This window comes from Ectopseudomonas chengduensis, assembly GCF_900102635.1.
GTDB lineage: Bacteria > Pseudomonadota > Gammaproteobacteria > Pseudomonadales > Pseudomonadaceae > Aquipseudomonas > Aquipseudomonas chengduensis.
Genome location: NZ_FMZQ01000016.1, coordinates 89,839 through 110,703, shown reverse-complemented (window position 1 = coordinate 110,703; position 20,865 = coordinate 89,839). Strand labels below are relative to the sequence as shown.

Genomic DNA, 20,865 nt, shown 5'->3' with positions numbered 1-20,865 from the left:
AAGCGCCTCCCACAAGGGGCGAGGTGTGCCTTGGCGTGATGATTCTGCTCCGGCCAACAAGGCGCCGGACTCGTAGTGGGAGGGGCTTTAACGGCAATCGCGGCTAAAGCCCCTCCCACAAAGGGTGGGGTCAGTGCGCAGAGGTCACGCCGCGCAGCACGGTGTCGTTGGCCATCCGGCTGTGGCCGGAGGCGATATTGCCCAGCGAAACCACACCCACCAGGCGCTTCTCGCGGTTGAGCACGGGCAGCCGGCGTACCTGGATATCGGCCATGTTGGCGGCCACATGCTCGACGTCCTCGTCGTCGAAGCAATAACGCACGTTGCTGCTCATCACCTGACGTACCGGCGTGTTGCCGTCCAGGCCCGCAGCAACGGCACGTACGGCAATGTCGCGGTCGGTGATCATGCCGATCAGGCGGTCACCTTCGTTGATCAGCAGCGCACCGCTGTCGATATCGGCCATCAGCGTGGCGGCCTCACGGATGCTGCGCTCTGGCTCCAGGGTGCGGACGTTGCGGGTCATAAGCTTGCTGATTTTCATCGTCGATCTCCTGTTGCAGGTTAGGTGGGCAGATGCCCAGGGCGAACCGCAGCATCGAGGTGCAGCGATTCAGGAATAACGCACCAGGTGGTGCGGGTAGTCGCCTATCCGTGCGCCAACCACCATCTCGCTGACCCAATCGATCAGGATGCGCGTATAGGCTTGCTGGTGGCGGTCCTCGCTGAGCCCGTGGTCGGCACCGGCCATGGTGCGATGGCTCAGTGAATGGGCCTTGTCGAAGGCATTGCGGTAGCTCATCAGCGTGGTGTGCGGGACGAAGTCGTCATGCTCGGACTCCACCAGCAGCACGTCGCCGCGAAACTCGGAGCAGGCGCCGAGCGCCAGATTGTCCTGCGCGCGCAGCGGCGTGCGGCGGTACTCGGCCAGCCGTGCAACGTCCAGTTGGCGCTTGGGCAACTGCCATTGTTCGTCCCAGTACAGCGCCGGCACGCGCAGGGCCAGCCAGCGCACCGGGCGCCGCACGCTGAGCAGGGTGGCCAGGTAGCCGCCATAGCTGGTACCGATCACCGCGATGCATTCGGGGTCGACCGTTTCGTGCGCGGCCAGCAGGTCGTAGGCGGCGAGAATGTCGGCCAGGTTGTCTTCGCGCGATACGCGCTCCTGCGCCTCGACGTTGCGTTCGTGCCCGCGCAGGTCGAAGGTCAGGCACACGCAGCCCAGCCCGGCGATACCACGGGCACGGGCCAGGTCGCGTTGCTGGCTGCCGCCCCAGCCGTGCACGAACAGCACGCCGGGAACCTTGTTCGGTGGGGTCAGCAGGGTGCCGGCGATGTGCTGGCCATCCACCAGAATGTCCAGACTCTGGCTGCTCGCACTCATAGCGGCCCGACCTTGACGTACTTGGCAAGCGGGCCGTCCTCACTGTGCTGACCTTGATACAGGCAAATGGAGCCAGGTGGCGGCGGCACATCCTGATAGAACTCATGGGTCGAAGCCTGCAGCGTTTGCAGCTGCGGGTCCTTGATGAACGCTTCCAGGGCGAAGATTTCCGCCGCGCTGGCTCCGCCGACGCGCCAGGATTGTTCGAGTACGCCACTGCGCGACTGGCCTCGCGCGTTCAGCCCTTGTGCCACGTCGTAATTGCGCCGTGATGCCTGGATGGAGGGATAGACCTCCAGCGCCGCCAGTTCGAAGATGCGCGCCTGTTGCACGGCCAGGCGCACGGCGCGCGGCAGATCGAGGGTCATCAGTGCCAGGTAGTCGCCGCGCACCAGCGTCAGGCGCGAGCCGCCGTAGACCTGATTGCCGTGACCGTCGTCAGTCAGTTGCTGGGTACCGTGGTAACTGAGGGTGACGCCTGCCACGCGAATCTGGCCGACGCTGTAGGTATCGGGCTGCTGCAGGTCCTCCTCCAGCACCAGGCCCTGCTGCCGCACACATTGTTCATCGAGCGCCGCCAGCGCGCTTTCCAGCTCAGGATGGGAGCGCACCACCTGCTGGCCTCGGCCGCCGGTGCCAGCAACCGGCTTCAGGCGAATCGGCCCGTCGCGCAACAGGCGTTTACCGGCTTCGGTAGCGTCCTCCAGATCAAAGACGCTGAAGCCCCGCAAGGTGACGCTTTCGACCTGCAGGGCGAAGCGCTCGGACCAACCCACAGGCAAGTGGCGCGGTACGTCGAGGGCAGGGTGACTGATGGCCTTGGTGGCCAGAAAGGCATGCTCGACCTGGCCGCCAAATAAATCGTCCGGCCCGTCGATGCCCAGCGAGCCGACATCGCCGACCAGGGTGTCTTCAGGCAGGTAGTAGTAGCGTCCGCGGATCTGCGTGCCCGGCTGACAAGGGCCGAGGAAGGGGCAACCGAGCAGGTCGGCGAGTTTTTCGCCGAGCTGGCGTTGGACCATGCGCTCATGGGCCATGTGCTGAGCGGTGCCAGGTAGCAGAAGCAGGCCTTGGTAAGCGCCCATCATCGATCCCGCCAGGTGCCGCCGGCACTTTCACAGTCGATGCGTACCTGCTTGAGGTCGCCCGCCTGGTAATAGTGGGTGACCACCTTGGCATCGTTGGGCACGGCTGGGCGCGGCTCGCCCTGATCGTCGTCGCCGGAGCGGTAGTTGGCCAGGGTTTCCTGGGTCAGTGCGGCTTCGCATGTGCCCAGCTTGGCCTCGGCGCAACTGGCTACCTTGCGTTGATCGGTGTTGAGCATGTCATCGGCCTCGTTATTGCACGACCAGTCGATGGCGCCCTCGTCCATGCCGGTGAATTCGTAGCAGAACTCCTGTGCGACCTCGGCAATGGCATCGCTGGAAGTCCGGGCGCTGACGTAGCAGGCTTCCGCCAGTGCGTCGCCGGCTGCCAGCGCGCCGACCAGAAGACCGGGAATGATGGCTCGCATGATTTTCTCCTCGACAATGGCGTTCTTAAGTTGTGAGGGGAGCCGCCAAGTCGAAGTTCAGGCTTTTTGACTTTTTGATCAGAGGGGGCAAAGGGCAGAAAAACCCTGAACTCATCGCCGTTGCGAAGGCCCCAAAGAAAAAGCCGAACCCATCGTTTCGGCTGCAATCGACGCGCGCGTGAGGGGATCGATATGAGCGAATCGCACAGCGAGGCCGAGAGTGCCGTAGCCCAGTTCAAGGCGGCCATCCTGGCCAAACTGCGCTACGCCGTGGGCAAGGACCCGAGTACCGCCTTCGATCACGATTGGTTCGAGGCGCTGGCGCTGGCCACGCGCGACCATATGATCGACCGCTGGGAAGAGTCATCCGCCCAGGTCGAGCGTCAGGGCGCCAAACGTGTCTATTACCTGTCCCTGGAATTTCTGATCGGCCGTTTGCTGGTGGATAACCTGAGCAACCTTGGCTTGCTCGATGTGGCGCGCCAGGCCATGGCCGAACTCGGTGTCGAGCTCGAACGCATCCGTGAGGTCGAACCCGATGCAGCCCTTGGCAATGGCGGGCTAGGGCGTCTGGCCGCCTGTTTCATGGAGAGCATGGCGACCCTGCGCCTGGCCGCTCATGGTTACGGCATCCGCTATGAGCATGGCCTGTTCCGCCAGGCAATCGTCGACGGCTGGCAGGCCGAACAGACCGAAACCTGGCTGGATTTCGGCAACCCCTGGGAGTTCGAGCGGCCTGAGGTGGCGTATCGCATAGGCTTCGGCGGTGGTGTGGAAACCCTGGACGACGGCACAGGCGGCACGCGCCAGCACTGGCATCCGCAGGAGAGGGTACGTGCCATCGCCTATGACACACCGGTGGTGGGGTGGCGCGGCGCCTCGGTCAATACGCTGCGGCTGTGGCGTGCACGCGCCGAGGAAAACCTGCAGCTGGACCGCTTCAATGCCGGCGATCACTTCGGCGCAGTGGCCGGCGAGGTGCGTGCCGAAAGCATCTCGCGCGTGCTCTATCCCGCCGACGATACCGAGGCCGGCCAGGAGCTGCGTCTGCGCCAGGAGTATTTTCTGGTCTCCGCGTCGCTACAGGATCTGCTCGAGCGTCATCTGCGTCTGCATGACGGTCTGCAGTGCCTGCCGCAGCAGGTGGCGATCCAGCTCAACGACACTCACCCGGCCATCGCTGTGGTCGAGCTGATGCGCCTGCTGGTGGACGAGCATCGCCTGCCCTGGGCGCAAGCCTGGCAACTGACGGTCGCCACCACCTCCTACACCAACCACACGCTGCTGCCCGAAGCGCTGGAGTCCTGGCCGGTAGCGCTGATGGAGCGTCTGCTGCCGCGGCACCTGCAAATCATCTACCTGATCAACGCCGAGCATATCGATGCGCTGCGTGCCAAGGACATCCACGACTTTCGCCTGCTGCGCGCGGTGTCGCTGATCGAGGAAGACCACGGCCGCCGTGTGCGCATGGGCAACCTGGCGTTTCTCGGCGCGCACAGCATCAACGGCGTTTCCGCGCTACATACGCGGCTGATGCGCGACACGGTATTTCGCGATCTGCACCGGCTCTATCCCGACCGGGTGAACAACAAGACCAATGGTGTGACCTTCCGCCGCTGGCTGTTTCAGGTGAATCCGGGGCTGACGCATCTGCTGGTCGACGCTCTCGGTGAGCAGGTTCTGCATCGCCCCGAGGATCATCTGCAGGCGCTGGAACCCTTCGCCGAACGCCAGGATTTCCGCGACGAATATGCGCTCTGCCGCCAGCGCAACAAGGAACTGCTGGCCGAGCGAGTCAGGCACGTGCTGGGCATCAGTCTCGACACCACGGCCATCTTCGATGTGCACGTCAAGCGCATCCATGAATACAAGCGTCAGTTACTCAACCTGCTGCATACCGTGGCGCTGTACCAGGCCATCCGCAACGATCCGACCACCGACTGGGTACCGCGGGTGAAGATCTTCGCCGGCAAGGCGGCGGCCAGTTATCGCCAGGCCAAGCTGATCATCAAGCTGGCCAACGACATCAGCCGCACCATCAATGGTGACCCGACCGTACGCGGGCTACTCAAGGTAGTGTTCATCCCCAATTACAACGTCAGCCTGGCCGAAACCATCATTCCTGCCGCCGACCTTTCTGAGCAGATCTCCACCGCTGGGCTGGAAGCTTCCGGCACCAGCAATATGAAGTTCGCCCTCAATGGCGCGTTGACCATCGGCACGCTGGATGGCGCCAACGTGGAAATGTGCGAGCGGGTCGGCGAAGACCACATGTTCATCTTCGGCATGACTGCCCAGCAGGTTGCCGCCCGGCGGCGCCTGGGCCTGGAGATGAGCGATGTGGTGGCGGATTCGGAACGTCTGGAGGCCGCGCTCGGCGCCATTCGCGGCGGGGTGTTCTCGCCTGACGATCCGGCGCGCTACGTGGGCCTGGTGGATTCGCTGCTGTACGAGGACCATTTCATGGTCTGCGCCGATTTCGATGCCTATTGGAAGGCGCAGCGCCAGGTCGATCAACGCTGGCAGCGGCCTGAGCAGTGGTGGCGTTCGGCGGTTCTGAATACCGCACGGATGGGCTGGTTCTCATCCGATCGCACCATCGCCGAATACGCCCGGGATATCTGGCAGGTGCCGCTGCCGCCGCGCGAAGGGGACTAGGGTTTCAGCGCTGTACGCGGTGTGCCGGCGTACTGCCGCCTTTCTTCGGATGCAGGATGCGCGTGACCTGCACGTCGGTGAACTCGTTGGGCCACTCGAAGGTGTGCAGGGCGCTGAGATAGAAGCGCGCCTGGTGGGGCGTGAGCTGTTCGCGATCCGACTCGACTTCGACGCTGTGCGGCTGGTTGTGCAGGATGTAGCTGATCAGATGCAGTGGCTTGGCCATGATATGCCTCCGGTTTTGCTGAATGATGTGAGATAGACCTGCGTAGCGCGCTCGTGAGTTCCCGCCATCCGCCGGGTGGTTGCCCGTAGCGGTGCGCTGCGCGCACCGGCCCCGATGTCTTGCGCAGCCGGTGCGCATGGCGCACCCCGCGTCAGTAGGTTGTTTGGCCTCGTTAGCCGGGCTGGGTCTCGACACCTTGTTCGCCACGCTTGCGCAGCGTTTTCGCACGCTTTTCCAGTACCAGGTAGGTAGCGCTGGCCAGCAGCAGCGGCAGCAGGTAATAGAGCACGCGATAGGCGAGCAGGGCGGCGATCAGACTGGCCTGGCTGTATTGATGCTGCAGCAGGGCGAGAAACACCGCCTCGAGCACGCCCAGCCCGGCGGGTATGTGCGCCACCGCCGCCGCCATGCAGCTGATCAGCAGCACCCCGAGCACCGAGGTGTAGGCGGCGCCTTCCGGCAATAGCCAGTAGATCAGGGCCGCCATCAGCGACCAGTTGCTCGCGCCCAGGACTATCTGCATCACCGCCATGCGCAACGAAGGCAGGGTGATCGAACGCTCGCGCAGGTGCCATACGCGCTGACGGGAAAAGGCGCAGATACCGACATAGGCGCTGACCACACCCAACAGGGCAAAGCCCAGCAGCTGCAGCCCGGTCATGCCCAGCCCCCAGTTGTCGGGCAGCTGTACCAGGCGCAGGGAGAAGATCACCCCAGCCAGCGCCATGTAGCCGGTCCAGTTGGTCAGCAGGCTGAGGCTGAGGATGCGCGTTACCGTCGAGGCGCTAAGGCCCAGGCGCATGTACAGGCGGTAGCGCATGGCCACACCGCCGATCCAGGTGGTGAAGTTGAGGTTGAAGGCGTAGCAGACCATCGCCACCGGCAGGACCTGGCGTGCCGGCAAGTGGTGGCGACTGTAATGGCGGCCCAGCAGGTCGTAGCAGCCAAATACCAGATAGCTGGCGCAGGCGATCAGCGCGCCCACCAGCAGGGTCTGTGCGCTGTAATCGCTGAGCGCCTGGCGCACTTCGCTCCAGTCCAGATTGCGCGCCAGCATGTACAGCAGAGCTGGTACGGCCAGGAGAAAGAACAGGGTGAGTGCGCGTTTGCCCCAGCGCATCCAGGGGTTGTTGGGAGCGACATTCATCCAGTCTTTTCCTCTTCGTAACCGCGGGCCTTGTCGATTGGCTCCAGCGGCTTCAGGTTCTTGCGGTGCGCCGGCAGCCAGCCGGCGATGGCCGGGAAGCGGCGCAGAAAGTGAAAGCACAGGAACACCAGCGGTGCGCGCCACCAGTAGCCGCGTATCACCCGCTCCAGTTCGATGCGCTTGCAGTGTTCGCTAGAAAGCGCGAGCAAGTGCTCATGCAGGTAGTGGTTGAAGGTCCGGTCACGGATCACCAGATTGGCCTCCAGATTCAATGCCAGGCTCAGTGGGTCGAGGTTGCTCGAACCGACCGTGGACCATTCGTCATCCACCAACGCCACCTTGCCGTGCAGCGGGCGCTGGCAGTATTCGTAGATCACCACACCGTGGCGTAGCAGGTAGTTGTAGAGCAGGCGAGAAAAGGCCTGGACCCAGCGCATGTCCGGTTGGCCCTGCAGGATCAGGGTCACCTGCACGCCGCGTTCCGCCGCGTTGCGCAAGGCGCGCAGCACACGGTAGCCGGGGAAGAAATAGGCGTTGGCGATCACCAGGTGCTTGCGCGCCGATTCGAAGGCGCGCAGGTGTTCGTCTTCGATATCGGTGGTGTGGCGCTCGTTATCGCGCTCCAGCAGCATCACCCGCGCATCGCCCACCGGCTCTCTGGAGGGCTGCGCCGGGCTCGGCTCGCTGAACGCCGGGCGTAGCAGGCGCAGCATGGCCACGTGCAGGTCGCTGACGATCGGGCCGCTCACCTCGACGGCATAGTCCTGCTTGGCCATCTCGCCGAAGTCGCCGAGGTGATCGGCCGAATAGTTGATGCCGCCGACAAAGGCGCACTGGCCGTCGATCACCACCAGCTTGCGATGAAGGCGGCGGAACAGGTTGGTACGCATGCCAAAGCGCCGTGGGCTGGGATCGAAGACATGGATCTTTACCCCCTCGCGGGTCAGCGCTGCGACGTACTCATGCTGCAGGTCGGCGGTGCCGTAGCCGTCCACGGCGGTGACCACGCGCACGCCACGCCGCGCGGCCTCGATCAGCACCTGTTGCAGTTCGAGGCCGACCTTGTCCTCACGAATAATGAAGGTTTCCAGCAGCACTTCGATGCGCGCCGCGCGAATGCATTCGAACACCCGCGGGTAATAGTCTTCGCCATTGATCAGCAGGCGCAGCTGGTTGCCGTCCCGCCATATGCCGCTCACAGGTGAATCTCCGCAGCGAGTGGCGCGTGGTCGGAGAGGTGCGACCAGGGCCGGGTGGACAACACCTGCGGCTCGTGTGCCGTGGCATTGCGGGTGTAGATGCGATCCAGGCGCAGCAGCGGCATGCGCGCTGGAAAACTGCGCGCGGGCTTGCCGTGGCGATGCTCGAACGCCTCGCGCAGGCCATGCGGCGCCAACAGATCGTCTGCGCGTAGACGCCAGTCGTTGAAATCGCCGGCGACGATTACCGGCGCACCGGGTTCGAAGGTCGCCAGCAAATCCAGCAACAAGCCCATCTGCTGACGACGATGCGCCTCACGCAAACCCAGGTGCACGCACACTGCATGCACGGCGTCCTGCCCGGGTACATCGAGGCGACAATGCAGCAGGCCGCGCTGCTCGGTGCCGCTGACCGTCACGTCGAGGTTGTGATACTCGAGGATGGGAAAGCGCGAGAGCAGGGCGTTGCCGTGATCACCAGCCGGGTACACGGCGTTGCGCCCGTAGGCGAACTGCGGCCACATGCTGTCGGCGAGAAATTCGTACTGCGGCACGCTGGGCCAGTCATGGAAACGCTTGGCGTGCAGGGCATGGTTGCCGAGCACCTCCTGCAGGAATACCAAGTCCGACCCGGTAGCCTGCACGGCGCTACGCAGCTCCGGCAGGATGAAGCGACGGTTGAGAGCGGTGAAGCCCTTGTGCGTGTTGATCGTCAGCACGCGCAGGCGCTTGACCGGCGTCACGCGGTCGATGATCACCTCCGGTTTGGCGATGGTGTTGTTCATGCTCGGCCACGCTCGCTCACAGGCTGCCGGGCTTTTTCGAGCGCGACTCACCGAGCGGATCGGCCTCGGCGATGGCGCGGTCAAGAATGGCACCGCCGTGCACCTGCTCCTCGCTGCCGTGGCTGGCGTCGTTCTTCGCCGGCTGCAACTGCACCTTGATCCAGCCGCTGTCACGCCGGTCGAAGGCCTTGAAGGCTTCGATGGCGTCGCTCATGGGCTTGACCTGGGTGAGTATCTTCGCCGGGTCGATGCGCCCGGCCAGGACCATCTCGATCAGTTGCGGGATGTAGCGACGATGGTTGCAGTTGCCCATGTTGACGCTGAGGTTCTTGTTCATCGCCTGGCCGATGGGAAACTCGCGCGCCTGGTGCGGATAAACGCCGATGATGCCCAGCGTGCCTGCCTTGGCCAGGGCGTCGACGGCCCACTGCAAGGCCTGCTCGGGGGCGTCGCCCGGTTGCCACTCTTGGCCTTCGGGCTGGCGTGGCGAGTGGCCATGAGCAGGGCACTGCGCATCGACGCCCACGGCATCGATGGCGCGGTCCACGCCGATGCCGTTGGTCAGTCGGCGCAGGGTGTCGACCGGGTCTTCACGGTCGAAGTTGATGACCTCGGCGCCTTGACGGCGTGCCATGTCCAGACGGTCGTCGAGGTGGTCGATGGCGAATACACGCGCGGCACCAAGCAGCTTGGCGCTGGCGATGGCGAACTGGCCGACCGGCCCGGCGCCGAAAACGGCGACGGTATCACCGCTGCCGACTTCGGCCAGCTTCGCGCCGAAATAACCGGTGGGGAAGATATCGGAGAGCAGGATAGCCTGATCGTCGCTGATCTCGCTGGGCAGTTTCACCAGGCCGATATTGGCGAAGGGGATACGCGCCATCTCCGCCTGCAGGCCATGGAAGGCCCCGGTGATTTCCGGCCCGCCGTAAAAGGAGGTGCCGGCCTGCTTGCCGTTGGGGTTGGCCTCGTCGCACTGGGCGTAGTAACCGGCGCGGCAATAGCTGCAGTTGCCACAGGCGATGGTGGAGGGCACCACGACGCGATCACCGATGTTGAGGTTGCGCACATCGCTGCCCAGCGCCTCGACGATACCTACCGCCTCATGACCGAGGATGGTGCCTTTGCGCATGCCACCCACGGTGCCGCGCACGAAATGCAGGTCGGTGCCGCAGATGGCCGAGGCGGTAATGCGGATGACCGCATCGGTACTGGCCTGCACCTCGGGTTCCGCTACGTCGTCCAGGCGGATATCGTCAATGTCATGGAAAACCACTGCTTTCATGAATCTCTCCCGAGGCCGGCCAGCTGGCCGGCGTAGGTGATTGTTTGCTGGGGACTGACGCGAAGCACCACGCGCGCCGAAAGCCGGCGTTACGCTCGAGCGGCGTCATGGGTTGTCCCAGCATCTGTATTTTTCGAGTTGGCAGACGGAAGCAGGGTTCAGGCTTTTTTTCGCGGCGGCCTTTAGCGCAGTAACTCCAACAACTGCAGCGAGCGCCCGTGCAGCTCCACGGCGTCCTGCTGCACGGGCCTTGGCACTGTCTGCGCGGTATGCGTATCGACCAGGCACAGCCACTGGCGCCCGCCGCGCACTTCGGGCAGTTGGAACTCGCAGGGCTGGTGATCGGCATTGAGCAGCAGGAGCAGGGTGGCATCGGCACCGCTGCGTTTGACACCCGAAGGTTGCGCGCGGCCGTCCATGAGCATGCCCATGCAGCGCGCTTCCTCGTCGTGCCAGTGCTCCTCGGTCATCTCGCTGCCGTCCGGGGCCAGCCAGGTGACGTCCTTGACGTCCAGCTCCTCGTTGTAATGCCCGACCAGAAAGCGCTGGCGGCGCAGGATCGGGTAGCTCCGGCGCAGGGCGATCAGGTGTTGAGAGAAGGCGAGCAGCTCGCGGCCTTCGTCGTCGAGCGTCCAGTCCACCCAGCTCAGCTCGTTGTCCTGGCAGTAGGCGTTGTTGTTGCCGTGCTGGGTGCGGCCGAACTCGTCGCCGGCCACCAGCATCGGTGTGCCCTGAGCGAACAGCAGGGTGGCCAGCATATTGCGCATCTGCTGCACGCGCAGGCGGCGGATCGACGGGTCGTCGGTGGCACCCTCGCAGCCGTGGTTCCAGGAGAGGTTGCGGTCGGTGCCGTCCTGGTTGTTCTCGTCGTTGGCCTCGTTGTGCTTGTGGTCGTAGGACACCACATCGCGCAGGGTGAAGCCGTCATGCGCGGTGATGAAGTTGACCGAGGCGAAGGGCCGGCGCCCACGCTGGTTGTACAGATCGCCTGATGCGGTCAAGCGTCTTGCCAGTTCGCCGAGCTCGCCGCGATCGCCCTTCCAGTAGGCGCGCACGTTGTCGCGAAACTTGTCGTTCCATTCGGCCCAGCCCGGCGGAAAACCACCGACCTGATAGCCGCCGGGGCCGCAGTCCCAGGGCTCGGCGATCAGCTTGACCTTGCTCAGCACCGGGTCCTGACGGCAGGCGACGAGAAAGCTGTGGCGCTCGTTGAAGCCATCGGCATAGCGCCCGAGAATGGTCGCCAGGTCGAAGCGAAAGCCATCCACACGCATCTCGGTCGCCCAGTAGCGCAACGAGTCGGTGACCATCTGCAGTACGCAGGGGTGGCTCAGATCCAGCGTATTGCCGGTACCGGAGTCGTTGATGTAGTAGCGGCGTTCGTCCGGCAGCAGACGGTAGTAGCTGGCGTTGTCGATGCCGCGCATGGACAGCGTCGGGCCGCGCTCGTTGCCCTCGGCGGTGTGGTTGTAGACCACATCGAGAATCAGCTCCAGGCCGGCTTTGTGCAGGTGCGCGACCATTTCCTTGAATTCGCTGATGCGACCGCTGGCGAGGTACGCCGGGTGCGGGGCGAAGAAGCCGATGCTGTTGTAACCCCAGTAGTTGTTCATGCCCTTTTCCAGCAGATGCTGGTCGTTGACGAAGGCATGCACCGGCAGCAACTCGACGCTGGAGACGCCCAGCTCGCGGATATGCCGCAACAGTTCGGGGTTGGTCAGCCCGGCGCAGGTGCCGCGCTGGCGCTCGGGCACCGCCGGATGACGCATGCTGATGCCGCGCAGATGCGTTTCGTAGATCACCGTGCGATCCCAGGGCGTGCGCAGGCTGGGCTGTTCGCCCCAGGTGAAGGCGGGGTCGATGACCTTGCACTTGGGCACGAACGGCGCGCTGTCACGCTCATCGAAGCTCAGGTCGCCGGCCGGGTCGCCGATGGTGTATCCGAACAGCGCCTCCGACCACTGCAGCTTGCCCACCAACTGCTTGGCGTAGGGATCGATCAACAGCTTGTTGGGGTTGAAGCGGTGCCCGGCTTCGGGCTCATAGGGACCGTACACGCGGTAGCCGTAGACCTGGCCAGGACGCGCGTCAGGCAGATAGCCGTGCCAGATCTCGTCGGTGTATTCCGGCAGTTCGATGCGTTCGATTTCGGTTTCGCCACGCTCGTCGAACAGGCACAGTTCGACCCGCGTGGCGTGCGCCGAGAACAGGGCGAAGTTGACCCCGAGTCCATCCCAACTGGCGCCCAGCGGAAACGGCGTGCCTTCGGTAACGCGTGAGCGCTGTTGTTTGCGCATGATGGTGACCTCAGGCTTTCGGCGTCTTGGGCGTGCGCGGGGCACGGGGTTTCTTCAGCAATGCCGGCTGCTCGGCTTCGCTCAGCGGCACCGTCTTGGGTTTGCTGATGCGTCTCGGCTTGGCTGTGGTTTGGGCTTGCGCCTCGGCTTCGGCCAGCTTGCTGGCCATCTTCCAGTGGCGCTCGTGCTGGCCATGGGGGCGGCCTTCGGATTCCCAGATCTGAAAGGCAAACTCGCGTATGCGCTGCTCATCGATATTCATGGCGTGACTCCTGTGATCAAGGGGTAAGGCGAAGCAGGTTGACCGGCAACTCGGCCAGCGCGTCGGCAAGTGGCACGCCCTCGTGCGTTGCGACCTGGCAGGGGGTGAGCAGGCCGGTGACATGTCCGTCGTTCAGTCCGACCGGCAGCACCACGGTGGTGTCGCCCCAGCGCTGTGCGGGTACATGGGGCCGGTCGTGTTCTGCGAGCAGGCCGGCGGTCAGGCGCGGCACGATCACCAGCAGGTGCTCGTCACCGTGACTACGCAGGAAGGCGAGCACCTGGACGGCGTGTCTGCCCGTGACCGCCAGGGGCTGGTAACTGCCCTGGCTGAACAGCGAGGAATGCGCCGCACGAATCGCCAGGACCTGCTGGATCAGCCATTGTTTGATGCGCCCGTTCTGCCAGCTGGCCAGCATCGCCGCTGGCACGTCCCCGGCCTGTAATGCGGCCTGTCGCGCGGCGAAGTCCACCGGGCGACGGTTATCCGGGTCGACCAGGCTGAAATCCCAGAACTCGCAGCCCTGGTACAGATCGGGCACGCCGGGGGTGGTCATGCGCAGCAGGCATTGCGTCAGGCCGTTCAGGGCGCCAGCCGGCGCGATGGTGGTCACCGTGCTGGCCAGTTCGCGCCGCAGCGCCAGGCCATCGGGCTCGACCAGCAGGCGCCTGAGGAAGTCCGCGCAGGCGCTTTCGTGATCGTCGTTCGGCGCACTCCAGGCGCTGTTGAGCTTGGCCTCGCGCAGCGCCTTGTGCTGCCAGCCGAGCAGGCGTTGCAGGTAAGCATCCAGGCCGACGTCATCGTCCGCCTGCAGTCCCAGCGGCCAACTGCCGATCAGCGCCTGATAGAGAATCGCCTCTTCGCCGCCATCCGGCGCCTGCTGATAGCTGCTACGCAGCGGTTGCGCAAGGCGCTGCCAATGCCGGACGCGCTCGGCGTACCAGGCGGCGCGTTCGCTGAGCACTGCCAGACGCGCGCGGCAGTCTTCGCCACGCTTGTGGTCATGGGTGGCGGTCGCCAGCAGGTTCAGCGGATGTTGCGCTGCACGTTCGCGGCAGGCCTGATGGAAACGTTCGACGCTGGCGCTGAAGTGCTCGGCATCGAAGCCCACGTCATAGCGCGACAGCAGCACGCCGGCGCGATACAGCGCGGTGTCTTCCACGGCCTTGGCGGCCACTGGCGAAGTCAGCTGCTGGAAGCGCGTCAGCGCCTGGGCACGCAGGCGCCGCGCACGGCCGGGCGGCAATGCACGCAGGAAGGCGCCGCCGAGCCAGTCGTCGAGATGCGGCAGCAGGGGCCAGTCAGCCTCGGCCAGGGTCTGCCGCGCGCCGTCAAGCGCCTGCTGGAAGAAGCGCCGATCCTGCTGCGAGCGACCACAGGCCTGGGCATAGGTGCGGTACACCGGAAAGTGCACGATCAGCTCGCGCAGCGTCCGGCGGATCGCGCCAAGGGTCAGGTCGCGCGTGGCGATGTCATGGCGGGCGACGTGCAGCAGGCGCTGGGAAACTTCCTCCAGATCACCGGCCAGCGAGCCTTCCAGCACTAGGCGGCGCGCCTGCTGAATCTCGTCCTCGAAGGCCGTCGGCCGGCCGCTGAGCGCTTGCCACAGTTCGCTGAGCGGCAGCTCACCGTGTGGATCCTGTTGCAGCAGCGACACCTGGTTCATGAACTCGTAGCCGGTACTGCCGTCCACCGGCCACTCCTGCGGCAGCTGTTCGCCAGCGCCGAGGATCTTCTCCACGAAGATGGGGAAGGGCGCGTCGCCACGCAGTTGCCGGAGGCGTCGTCGCAGGCGGCTGCAATAGGCGCGCGGGTTGGCCAGACCGTCGATATGGTCGATGCGCAGGCCATCGATCAGGCCGCGCTCGATCAGCTCGAAGACCTTGGCGTGGGTCTGCTCGAACACCTGGCTGTGCTCGACGCGCAGCGCCCCCAGTTCGTTGATATCGAAAAAGCGCCGCCAGTTGATGTCATCCGCTGCGGTACGCCAACTGGCCACGCGGTAATGCTGGCGTTCGAGCAGCGCATGCAGGCGCTGTTGCGCCGCTTCGTCACTGCCTTGAAAGCTGGCCAGCAGGGGACGCACCTTGTGCGCCTGCGCGGCCAGTTCGGCGCACAGCTGCTCAGCTTGTGTACGGCTGTCGCCAGCGCTGCCCAGGCGGGCGAAGCGCTGACCCAGTTCGCGCAGCGCGGCATCGTCACTGCTGCGCAGGATGCTGGCGTAGCTGGATGGCGTCAGCGGCAGGCGGTGTTCGAAGTGCTGGGCGTGAAAGCGCCCGCGCTCGCCATCGAACACCAGTTCCAGGGTGCCGTCACGCAGCGCTTCGCCGTAGTCGCTGCGCAGGAAGGGCACCAGCAGCTGGCCGCTGAGCAAGGGATCGTGAGATTGCCACTGGATATCGAAGAAGTCTGCATAAGGGCTGTCTTGCCCCCATTCCAGTACGTCCAACCACCAGGGATTGCCGTCGCCGCCTACGGCCATGTGGTTGGGTACGATATCCAGAATCAGCCCCATGTCATGGGCGCGCAGGATGTTCACCAGTCGCACCAGGGCTTCTTCGCCGCCCAGCTCGGGGTTGATCCGGGTCGGATCGATCACGTCGTAGCCATGTTGCGAGCCGGGGCGGGCGGTGAGAATCGGCGAGGCGTAAAGGTGGCTGATACCCAGCTGCGCCAGGTAGGGCACCTGGGCTGCCGCGTCGCGCAGGGTGAAGTCCTTGTGCAGCTGCAGACGCAGCGTGGCGCGCAACTCAGTCATGGCCAGCCTCCCGGCGTGCGCCGTCGAGGGTAGTCAGACGCTCGCTGGTGGCGGGTTGCTCCAGCAGTTCGCTGACCGCCAGCGGGTAGCGCCGTCGCCAGTTCGGATGGATATCGCCAGGGCCCGGCAGGTTGGGCTGCTGCTCCAGGCCGCAGGCGTCCTCCAGTGACAGCAGCGCCAGTGGCGCGGTCGTGCGGCCGACGTGTTCGATGCAGGCTTGCAGGCAGGCATCGTCATCACCGCCGCTCACCATGCCTTGGCGTTCCAGCAGTTGGCGCAGCGCCACGCGCTCACCGGCACGCTCGGCGTGATCGCCCTCCAGCAGCTCGGCGTCACGCTGGCCGGCGCGTACCCGCCATTCCAGATCGCGGCCGGCGAGCCAGCCCTTGATCGTCGGCAGGTCATGGGTGGTGGTGGTCGCCAGGGCATTGCCGGGCCAGCGCTCGGCCGGCACGAAACCGAGGTCATCCTGCTCGAACAGCAACACGCGGGTACCGAGGATATTGCGTGCGGCGAGCTTGTCGCGCAGGCCCTCGGGCACAGTGCCGAGATCTTCACCAATCACCAGGGCACGATGGCGGTGCGATTCCAACGCGAGAAGGCGCAGCAGGTCGTCCAGCGGATAACGCAGGTAGGCGCCGTGTTGCGACTCCGCGCCCTGTGGGATCACCCACAGGCGCTGCAGGCCCATCACATGGTCGATGCGAATGCCGCCGGCATGCGCCAGGTTGGCCTGGAGCATCTCGATGTAGGCGCGAAAGCCGTGCTGACGCAGGCCCTGCGGCGAGAAGGCGGCGACCCCCCAGTTCTGCCCCTGACGATTGAGCACATCCGGCGGGGCACCGACGGTGACCCGTGGCAGCAGTTCGTCCTGACGCGACCAGGCCTGGCTGCCGGCGCAATCGGCGCCCACCGCCAGGTCGGCGATCAGGCCGATGCCCATGCCGGCGCCGCTGGCAGTGGCCTGGGCGGTTTCCAGACCATGGGCGATCAGCCATTGGCAGAAGGCGTGAAAGCGCAGTTCATCAATATGCTCGATGGCGAAACGGGTCACAGCGCCCTGATTCGGGCTGCGCAGGGCCTCCGGCCAGGTGCGCCAGTCGCCGCTGGCCCCTTCGCGCAGGCGTTGTGCATGGATGGCCTCGAAGCAGCAATGCTGCTGCAGCGCATCGCCCCCAGCGGTGCGAAAGGCGTCGAAACGCTCCTGCAGCTGGCCGGAGTCATTGCAGAAATCCGCGTACAACTGGCGCATCAGGCGCTGCCGAGTAGCGGCCACGGCCGGCCAGTCGATCAGCTCCAGCGCTTCCAACCGGGTCATCTCGCTGTGCAGCCCGGCGGCCTGAATGGCGCGCTTGACGCGGTCCTCGCCGAGCAGGGTGACGGGAGCGGCGTACAGGGTGTTGAAGAACAGCCGGCTGGACGGCGAGTAGGGGCCGTAGCTGCGCAGATCAGCGCTGAACTGGGCGTGCACCGGGCTCAGGCCGATGGCATCGGCGCCGTAATTGGCGGCATGCCGGGCCAGATCCGCTACTGCCAGGGTATCGCCCAGGCCGCCGTCGCCGGTGCGGCGCAAGCCGTAGAGCTGGGCAGTCAGCCCCCAGATGCGCGGCTTGCCACATAGCTGCTGCACCGACATGCAGGCGGAGGGGGCCACGGCGAGCGCATGCTGGGTATCGCGAATCTCCAGCTGGTAATAGCCAGGCTGCTGTTGCGCCGGCAAATGGCCGTCGTGGTCAAGCCGGCCCTCGCTGATGTTGCCCTGCTCGTCGGTGAGCCGATAAAGGCTCTCCGCCGGGTAGAGGGTCAAGGCCAGTGGTTGATGCTGGTCCTGAAGCAGCAGGGCCGAATCTTCTGGCACATGCTGGCGGTGCACCAGCGAGGTCAGGCTTTCGCGTATCTGTTCCGGGCTTTGCGCCGGATAGCCCAGCGCCTCCAGCAAGTTGCGCTGGGCTTCTGCCGATACGCGCTGTGGCTGGCCGTAGGCATCGGTCCAGTCGATGCTTAGATCCGCGGCCTGCGCCAGTTCGGCCAATAGTTGATCACTCATCGGGCTGGCTCCAGGGTGACCAGGGCACTGCGCGGCGGCAATTGCGCCTGACGCAGGTCGGCGTCGTCGATGCGCAGGATGTACAGGCGTTCGCCGTGCATGGCCTCTGCAGGCAGGGAAACGGCGCTGGTCCCCAGATTGATGGCGATACTCAGCGCCGGACCATTGCCCAGTCGCCAGCGCGCCAGCACCGCGCCGTCACCCAAAACCTGCGCACCCAGACTGCGTGCCTGCTCCAGCCCTGGCAGCAGGCGGCTATGGCGCACCTGCAACAAGCCGCGATAGAAGGCCAGCCACTCGCGTTGTTCGGGCTCCAGTGCCGGCGCCAGATCCGCTTGCGAGCGCTGGAAGCTGGCCTCGGCATTGGGGTCGGCAATGGCCTCGCGGCTGTGCGGCGAGTTGAATTGGGAAAAATCGGCGAACTCGTTGCGCCGGCCCTCGCGCACGGCATTGGCCAGCTCGTCGTGGTAATCGGTGAAGAACAGAAACGGCCGCTTGCTACCCCATTCCTCACCCATGAACAGCAGCGGCACCATCGGGCACAGCAGCAGGAGCACGGTAGCGGCCTTCAGCGCGTCGACGTCGGCGAGCAGCGTCAGGCGCTCGCCAAAGGCGCGGTTGCCCACCTGGTCATGGTTCTGCAGGAACAGCACGAAGGCATGCGGCGGCAGATCGGCGCTGGGCTCGCCGCGCGGCTGGCCATGACGATTGGCCTGGCCCTGATAGACGAAACCCTGTTCCAGACAGGTGGCCAGCTTGCGGGTCGGCGCCTGGGCGTAATCGGCGTAGTAACTTTCGTTCTCGAAGGTGAGCAGCGCATGCAGGGTGTTGTGGCCGTCGTCGTTCCACTGCGCATCGAAGCCATCACGTAGCAGGTGCGCGGCGTTGTGCTCGTTCTCCAGCACCAGGTGCACCTGGCGTTGTTGCGGCAGCGCCGAGCGCACCCGCGCCGCCAGCTCCTTGAGGAAGTCGTCATCGTCGATGGCGTGCACGGCGTCGAGGCGCAAACCATCGACGCGATAGTCCAGCAGCCACATCAGCGCGTTTTCGCAGAAGAAGTCGCGCACCTGTGGGCGGCTGAAATCGATGGCTGCGCCCCACGGCGTGATGCGCTCTTCGTGGAAGAACTGCCGCGCGTACACGCCCAGATAATTGCCGTCTGGGCCGAAGTGGTTGTAGACCACATCGACGAACACCATCAGGCCATAGGCATGGGCGCTGTCGATCAGTTGCTTGAGTTCATCGGGCGTGCCGTAGGCGTTGGCCGGGGCAAACGGCAGCACGCCGTCATAGCCCCAGTTGCGCGTGCCGGAGAAGGCATTGAGCGGCATCAACTGCAAGGCGGTGACGCCCAGATCGGCCAGGTGCGGCAGGTGCTCGATGACCTGCTGGAAACCGCCGAACAGGCCGACGTGCAGCTCGTACAGCACCGTCTCGTGCCAGGGCCGGCCGTTCCAGTCGCGCTGATGCCAGATATAGGCCGAGTGATCGATGACCTGGCTGAAGCCATGTACGTCCTCGACCTGGCGGCGCGAGGCCGGGTCCGGCACTGGCCACTGGCCGTCGATACGGTAGCGATAGGCGGTGTCGGCCGGGCACTCGATCAGCGCAACGAACCAGCCTTCATCCTGTGCCTGCATCGGATGCAAGCCACCGCCTTGCAGCTCCAGTTCCACCTGGCGGCTGCTGGGTGCCCAGAGGGCGAAGCGCACACGTCCATCGGCCATTGGCCGGGCTCCATGGCTGTACATCAACGCAGCGCTCGGTGGGCATTGGCCTGGCTCAGCAGACGTTGAAAAAGGCGGTCATAGGGTTGCACCGACTGGCGCCAGTAGAGCGGGGCGCTCATGGCCTGGCAGCGCATGGCTTCCAGCAGTTCGGGATGGTCGAAGACCTGCAGCGCGCGGTCGATGGCCTGGCGATAGGCGTCGGCCCTGGGCGCGTCGAAGAGAAAACCGTTGACGCCATCCTCGATGGTGTCGGCCAGGCCGCCCGTGCAACGGGCGATGGGTAGTGAGGCGTAGCGCTGGGCGTACATCTGGCTCAGGCCACAGGGCTCGAAGCGCGAAGGCATGAGCAGGAAATCGCTACCGGCATACAGGCGCCTGGCATCACTTTCATCGAAACCAATATGCACGCCAATGCGCCCCGGATGGCGTCGCCCCAGCTCCGCCATGGCGGCCTCCAGCGCCGGCTCGCCCTGGCCGATCACGCCGATGCGGCCTCCACGCGCGACGATGTGCTCAGCAACCTGCAGGGTCAGATCTATACCTTTCTGCTGCACCAGACGCGATACCACGGCGAACAGCGGCCCGTCGTCATCGAGGCCCAGCCATTGCTGGACATACTCGGCGTTGGCTCGTTTGCCCGCCCAGTCGCCAGCGCTGAAACCCTGCAGCAGGTGCGGATCGCTCTCGGGGTGCCAGCTTTCGTCGATGCCATTGGCGATACCGCTGAGCTGATTGATCTGCACCTTGGCCCGCAACAGGCCATCGAGGCCGCAACCTTGTTCCGGCGTGGTGATTTCACGGGCATAGCGGCGGCTCACGGTGGTTACATGCTGCGCGTAGGCGATACCCGCCTTGAGAAACGACAACTGGCCGTAGAACTCCAGACCATCGACGCCGCAAGCTGACTCCGGTATCGCCAGCTCGCTGGCGCAGCGCATGTCGCACAGGCCCTGATAGGCCAGGTTATGGATGGTCAGCAGGGACGGCGTACTGGCTTGACGCCAGGCCATGTAGGCCGGCGCCATGGCGGCTGGCCAGTCATTGGCGTGCACCAGCTCCGGACGCCACTGGATGCCGGCATCACCCGTAGCGATTTCTGCGGCGGCCAGGCCAAGGCGGGCGAAGCGAATATGGTTATCGGCCCAGTCGCGGCCCTGATCATCGACATAAGGTGAGCCATCACGTTCGTACAGCGCCGGGTTGAGCAGTACGTAGACGATCAATCCATCGGCCAGATCCATACGCCCGATCTGGCAAGGCGGCAACGCGGCCAGGCCAGGCAACTGCCCGACGATGCGGATCGGTCGGCCGCTTTCCACCACCTGCCGGTAGCCGGGGATCAGCAGGCGAATGTCGTGTTGCGGCGACAGCGCGCGGGGTAATGCGGCAGAGACATCGCCGAGCCCGCCGCACTTGATCAGATCAGCGAACTCCGAGGTGACGAACAGCACGCGCTTGCGCTGCGGATGCTCGCTGTGCATCTGCAAGGGAGGCTTGGCTGCGGCGCAAAGGGTAGGTGTGGCTTGGATGTGTGCGGAGGCTGCAGCGCTTGCCATGTCTCTCTCCATAGGGGG

The 20,865-nt window shown here is 65.0% G+C and carries 16 protein-coding genes; 1 reads left to right on the top strand and 15 read right to left on the bottom strand.

The features are described from left to right. Window positions 1-130: 130 nt before the first annotated feature. From BLS08_RS21970 to BLS08_RS21955, 4 genes are all read right to left on the bottom strand, one after another. Window positions 131-544, bottom strand: a complete 414-nt coding sequence (locus BLS08_RS21970; protein WP_017676868.1) for a CBS domain-containing protein — start codon at window positions 542-544, stop codon at window positions 131-133. A 69-nt stretch (window positions 545-613) separates the two neighbouring features. Next, window positions 614-1,384 carry an alpha/beta hydrolase family protein gene (locus BLS08_RS21965; protein WP_017676869.1) on the bottom strand — a complete coding sequence of 257 codons (771 nt, stop codon included), beginning with the start codon at window positions 1,382-1,384 and terminating at the stop codon, window positions 614-616. Further along, window positions 1,381-2,469 (bottom strand): DUF3182 family protein, encoded by a 1,089-nt coding sequence (locus BLS08_RS21960; RefSeq protein ID WP_026088561.1) that lies wholly within the window; start codon window positions 2,467-2,469, stop codon window positions 1,381-1,383. Before BLS08_RS21960 ends, BLS08_RS21965 begins: the two co-directional genes overlap by 4 nt. After that, window positions 2,469-2,897, bottom strand: coding sequence for a hypothetical protein (locus BLS08_RS21955; RefSeq protein ID WP_017676871.1), 429 nt, complete (start codon window positions 2,895-2,897; stop codon window positions 2,469-2,471). Before BLS08_RS21955 ends, BLS08_RS21960 begins: the two co-directional genes overlap by 1 nt. Before the next feature lie 192 nt (window positions 2,898-3,089). On the opposite strand from BLS08_RS21955, the gene BLS08_RS21950 reads away from it, so the two are divergent. Continuing rightward, window positions 3,090-5,555 (top strand): glycogen/starch/alpha-glucan phosphorylase, encoded by a 2,466-nt coding sequence (locus tag BLS08_RS21950; RefSeq protein ID WP_017676872.1) that lies wholly within the window; start codon window positions 3,090-3,092, stop codon window positions 5,553-5,555. Between the two features lie 4 nt (window positions 5,556-5,559). Here BLS08_RS21950 and BLS08_RS21945 read toward each other — a convergent pair whose 3' ends face one another. The 11 genes from BLS08_RS21945 to glgA form a co-directional block, all read right to left on the bottom strand. Continuing rightward, window positions 5,560-5,781 (bottom strand): hypothetical protein, encoded by a 222-nt coding sequence (locus BLS08_RS21945; protein WP_017676873.1) that lies wholly within the window; start codon window positions 5,779-5,781, stop codon window positions 5,560-5,562. A 172-nt stretch (window positions 5,782-5,953) separates the two neighbouring features. Beyond that, window positions 5,954-6,928, bottom strand: coding sequence for a lysylphosphatidylglycerol synthase domain-containing protein (locus BLS08_RS21940; RefSeq protein WP_017676874.1), 975 nt, complete (start codon window positions 6,926-6,928; stop codon window positions 5,954-5,956). Next, window positions 6,925-8,127, bottom strand: coding sequence for a cardiolipin synthase ClsB (gene clsB, locus BLS08_RS21935; protein ID WP_017676875.1), 1,203 nt, complete (start codon window positions 8,125-8,127; stop codon window positions 6,925-6,927). The genes BLS08_RS21940 and clsB overlap by 4 nt, the downstream gene beginning before the upstream one ends. After that, complete coding sequence (locus BLS08_RS21930; RefSeq protein WP_017676876.1) at window positions 8,124-8,912, bottom strand: endonuclease/exonuclease/phosphatase family protein; 789 nt, start codon at window positions 8,910-8,912, stop codon at window positions 8,124-8,126. Before BLS08_RS21930 ends, clsB begins: the two co-directional genes overlap by 4 nt. 16 nt (window positions 8,913-8,928) lie before the next feature. Further along, window positions 8,929-10,197, bottom strand: a complete 1,269-nt coding sequence (locus BLS08_RS21925) for a zinc-dependent alcohol dehydrogenase (protein WP_017676877.1) — start codon at window positions 10,195-10,197, stop codon at window positions 8,929-8,931. Between the two features lie 182 nt (window positions 10,198-10,379). Then, window positions 10,380-12,494: a glycogen debranching protein GlgX gene (gene glgX, locus BLS08_RS21920; RefSeq protein WP_017676878.1), complete on the bottom strand. Its 2,115-nt coding sequence runs from the start codon at window positions 12,492-12,494 to the stop codon at window positions 10,380-10,382. Between the two features lie 10 nt (window positions 12,495-12,504). Continuing rightward, window positions 12,505-12,756 carry a DUF2934 domain-containing protein gene (locus tag BLS08_RS21915; protein WP_017676879.1) on the bottom strand — a complete coding sequence of 84 codons (252 nt, stop codon included), beginning with the start codon at window positions 12,754-12,756 and terminating at the stop codon, window positions 12,505-12,507. Between the two features lie 16 nt (window positions 12,757-12,772). After that, a complete protein-coding gene (locus tag BLS08_RS21910; protein WP_017676880.1) occupies window positions 12,773-15,514 on the bottom strand; it encodes a malto-oligosyltrehalose synthase in 2,742 nt (913 codons plus the stop codon). Further along, window positions 15,507-17,561, bottom strand: a complete 2,055-nt coding sequence (gene malQ / locus BLS08_RS21905; RefSeq protein WP_017676881.1) for a 4-alpha-glucanotransferase — start codon at window positions 17,559-17,561, stop codon at window positions 15,507-15,509. The genes BLS08_RS21910 and malQ overlap by 8 nt, the downstream gene beginning before the upstream one ends. Then, the gene (treZ, locus tag BLS08_RS21900; RefSeq protein WP_017676882.1) at window positions 17,558-19,288 is read right to left on the bottom strand and encodes a malto-oligosyltrehalose trehalohydrolase; all 1,731 of its coding nucleotides are present in this window, start codon (window positions 19,286-19,288) and stop codon (window positions 17,558-17,560) included. Before treZ ends, malQ begins: the two co-directional genes overlap by 4 nt. 23 nt (window positions 19,289-19,311) lie before the next feature. Further along, entirely contained in the window at window positions 19,312-20,847 is a 1,536-nt protein-coding gene (gene glgA, locus BLS08_RS21895; RefSeq protein WP_017676883.1) for a glycogen synthase GlgA, read from the bottom strand. Window positions 20,848-20,865 lie beyond the last annotated feature (18 nt).

Bases quoted from the DNA above. Each gene is read 5' to 3' on its own strand.
- malQ (WP_017676881.1), bottom strand. From the start codon at position 17,561: ATGAGTGATCAACTATTGGCCGAACTGGCGCAGGCCGCGGATCTAAGC.
- BLS08_RS21910 (WP_017676880.1), bottom strand. From the start codon at position 15,514: ATGACTGAGTTGCGCGCCACGCTGCGTCTGCAGCTGCACAAGGACTTC.
- BLS08_RS21965 (WP_017676869.1), bottom strand. From the start codon at position 1,384: ATGAGTGCGAGCAGCCAGAGTCTGGACATTCTGGTGGATGGCCAGCAC.
- BLS08_RS21960 (WP_026088561.1), bottom strand. From the start codon at position 2,469: ATGGGCGCTTACCAAGGCCTGCTTCTGCTACCTGGCACCGCTCAGCAC.
- BLS08_RS21940 (WP_017676874.1), bottom strand. From the start codon at position 6,928: ATGAATGTCGCTCCCAACAACCCCTGGATGCGCTGGGGCAAACGCGCA.
- BLS08_RS21950 (WP_017676872.1), top strand. From the start codon at position 3,090: ATGAGCGAATCGCACAGCGAGGCCGAGAGTGCCGTAGCCCAGTTCAAG.
- BLS08_RS21925 (WP_017676877.1), bottom strand. From the start codon at position 10,197: ATGAAAGCAGTGGTTTTCCATGACATTGACGATATCCGCCTGGACGAC.
- BLS08_RS21955 (WP_017676871.1), bottom strand. From the start codon at position 2,897: ATGCGAGCCATCATTCCCGGTCTTCTGGTCGGCGCGCTGGCAGCCGGC.
- BLS08_RS21915 (WP_017676879.1), bottom strand. From the start codon at position 12,756: ATGAATATCGATGAGCAGCGCATACGCGAGTTTGCCTTTCAGATCTGG.
- glgA (WP_017676883.1), bottom strand. From the start codon at position 20,847: ATGGCAAGCGCTGCAGCCTCCGCACACATCCAAGCCACACCTACCCTT.
- treZ (WP_017676882.1), bottom strand. From the start codon at position 19,288: ATGGCCGATGGACGTGTGCGCTTCGCCCTCTGGGCACCCAGCAGCCGC.
- glgX (WP_017676878.1), bottom strand. From the start codon at position 12,494: ATGCGCAAACAACAGCGCTCACGCGTTACCGAAGGCACGCCGTTTCCG.
- BLS08_RS21930 (WP_017676876.1), bottom strand. From the start codon at position 8,912: ATGAACAACACCATCGCCAAACCGGAGGTGATCATCGACCGCGTGACG.
- BLS08_RS21945 (WP_017676873.1), bottom strand. From the start codon at position 5,781: ATGGCCAAGCCACTGCATCTGATCAGCTACATCCTGCACAACCAGCCG.
- BLS08_RS21970 (WP_017676868.1), bottom strand. From the start codon at position 544: ATGAAAATCAGCAAGCTTATGACCCGCAACGTCCGCACCCTGGAGCCA.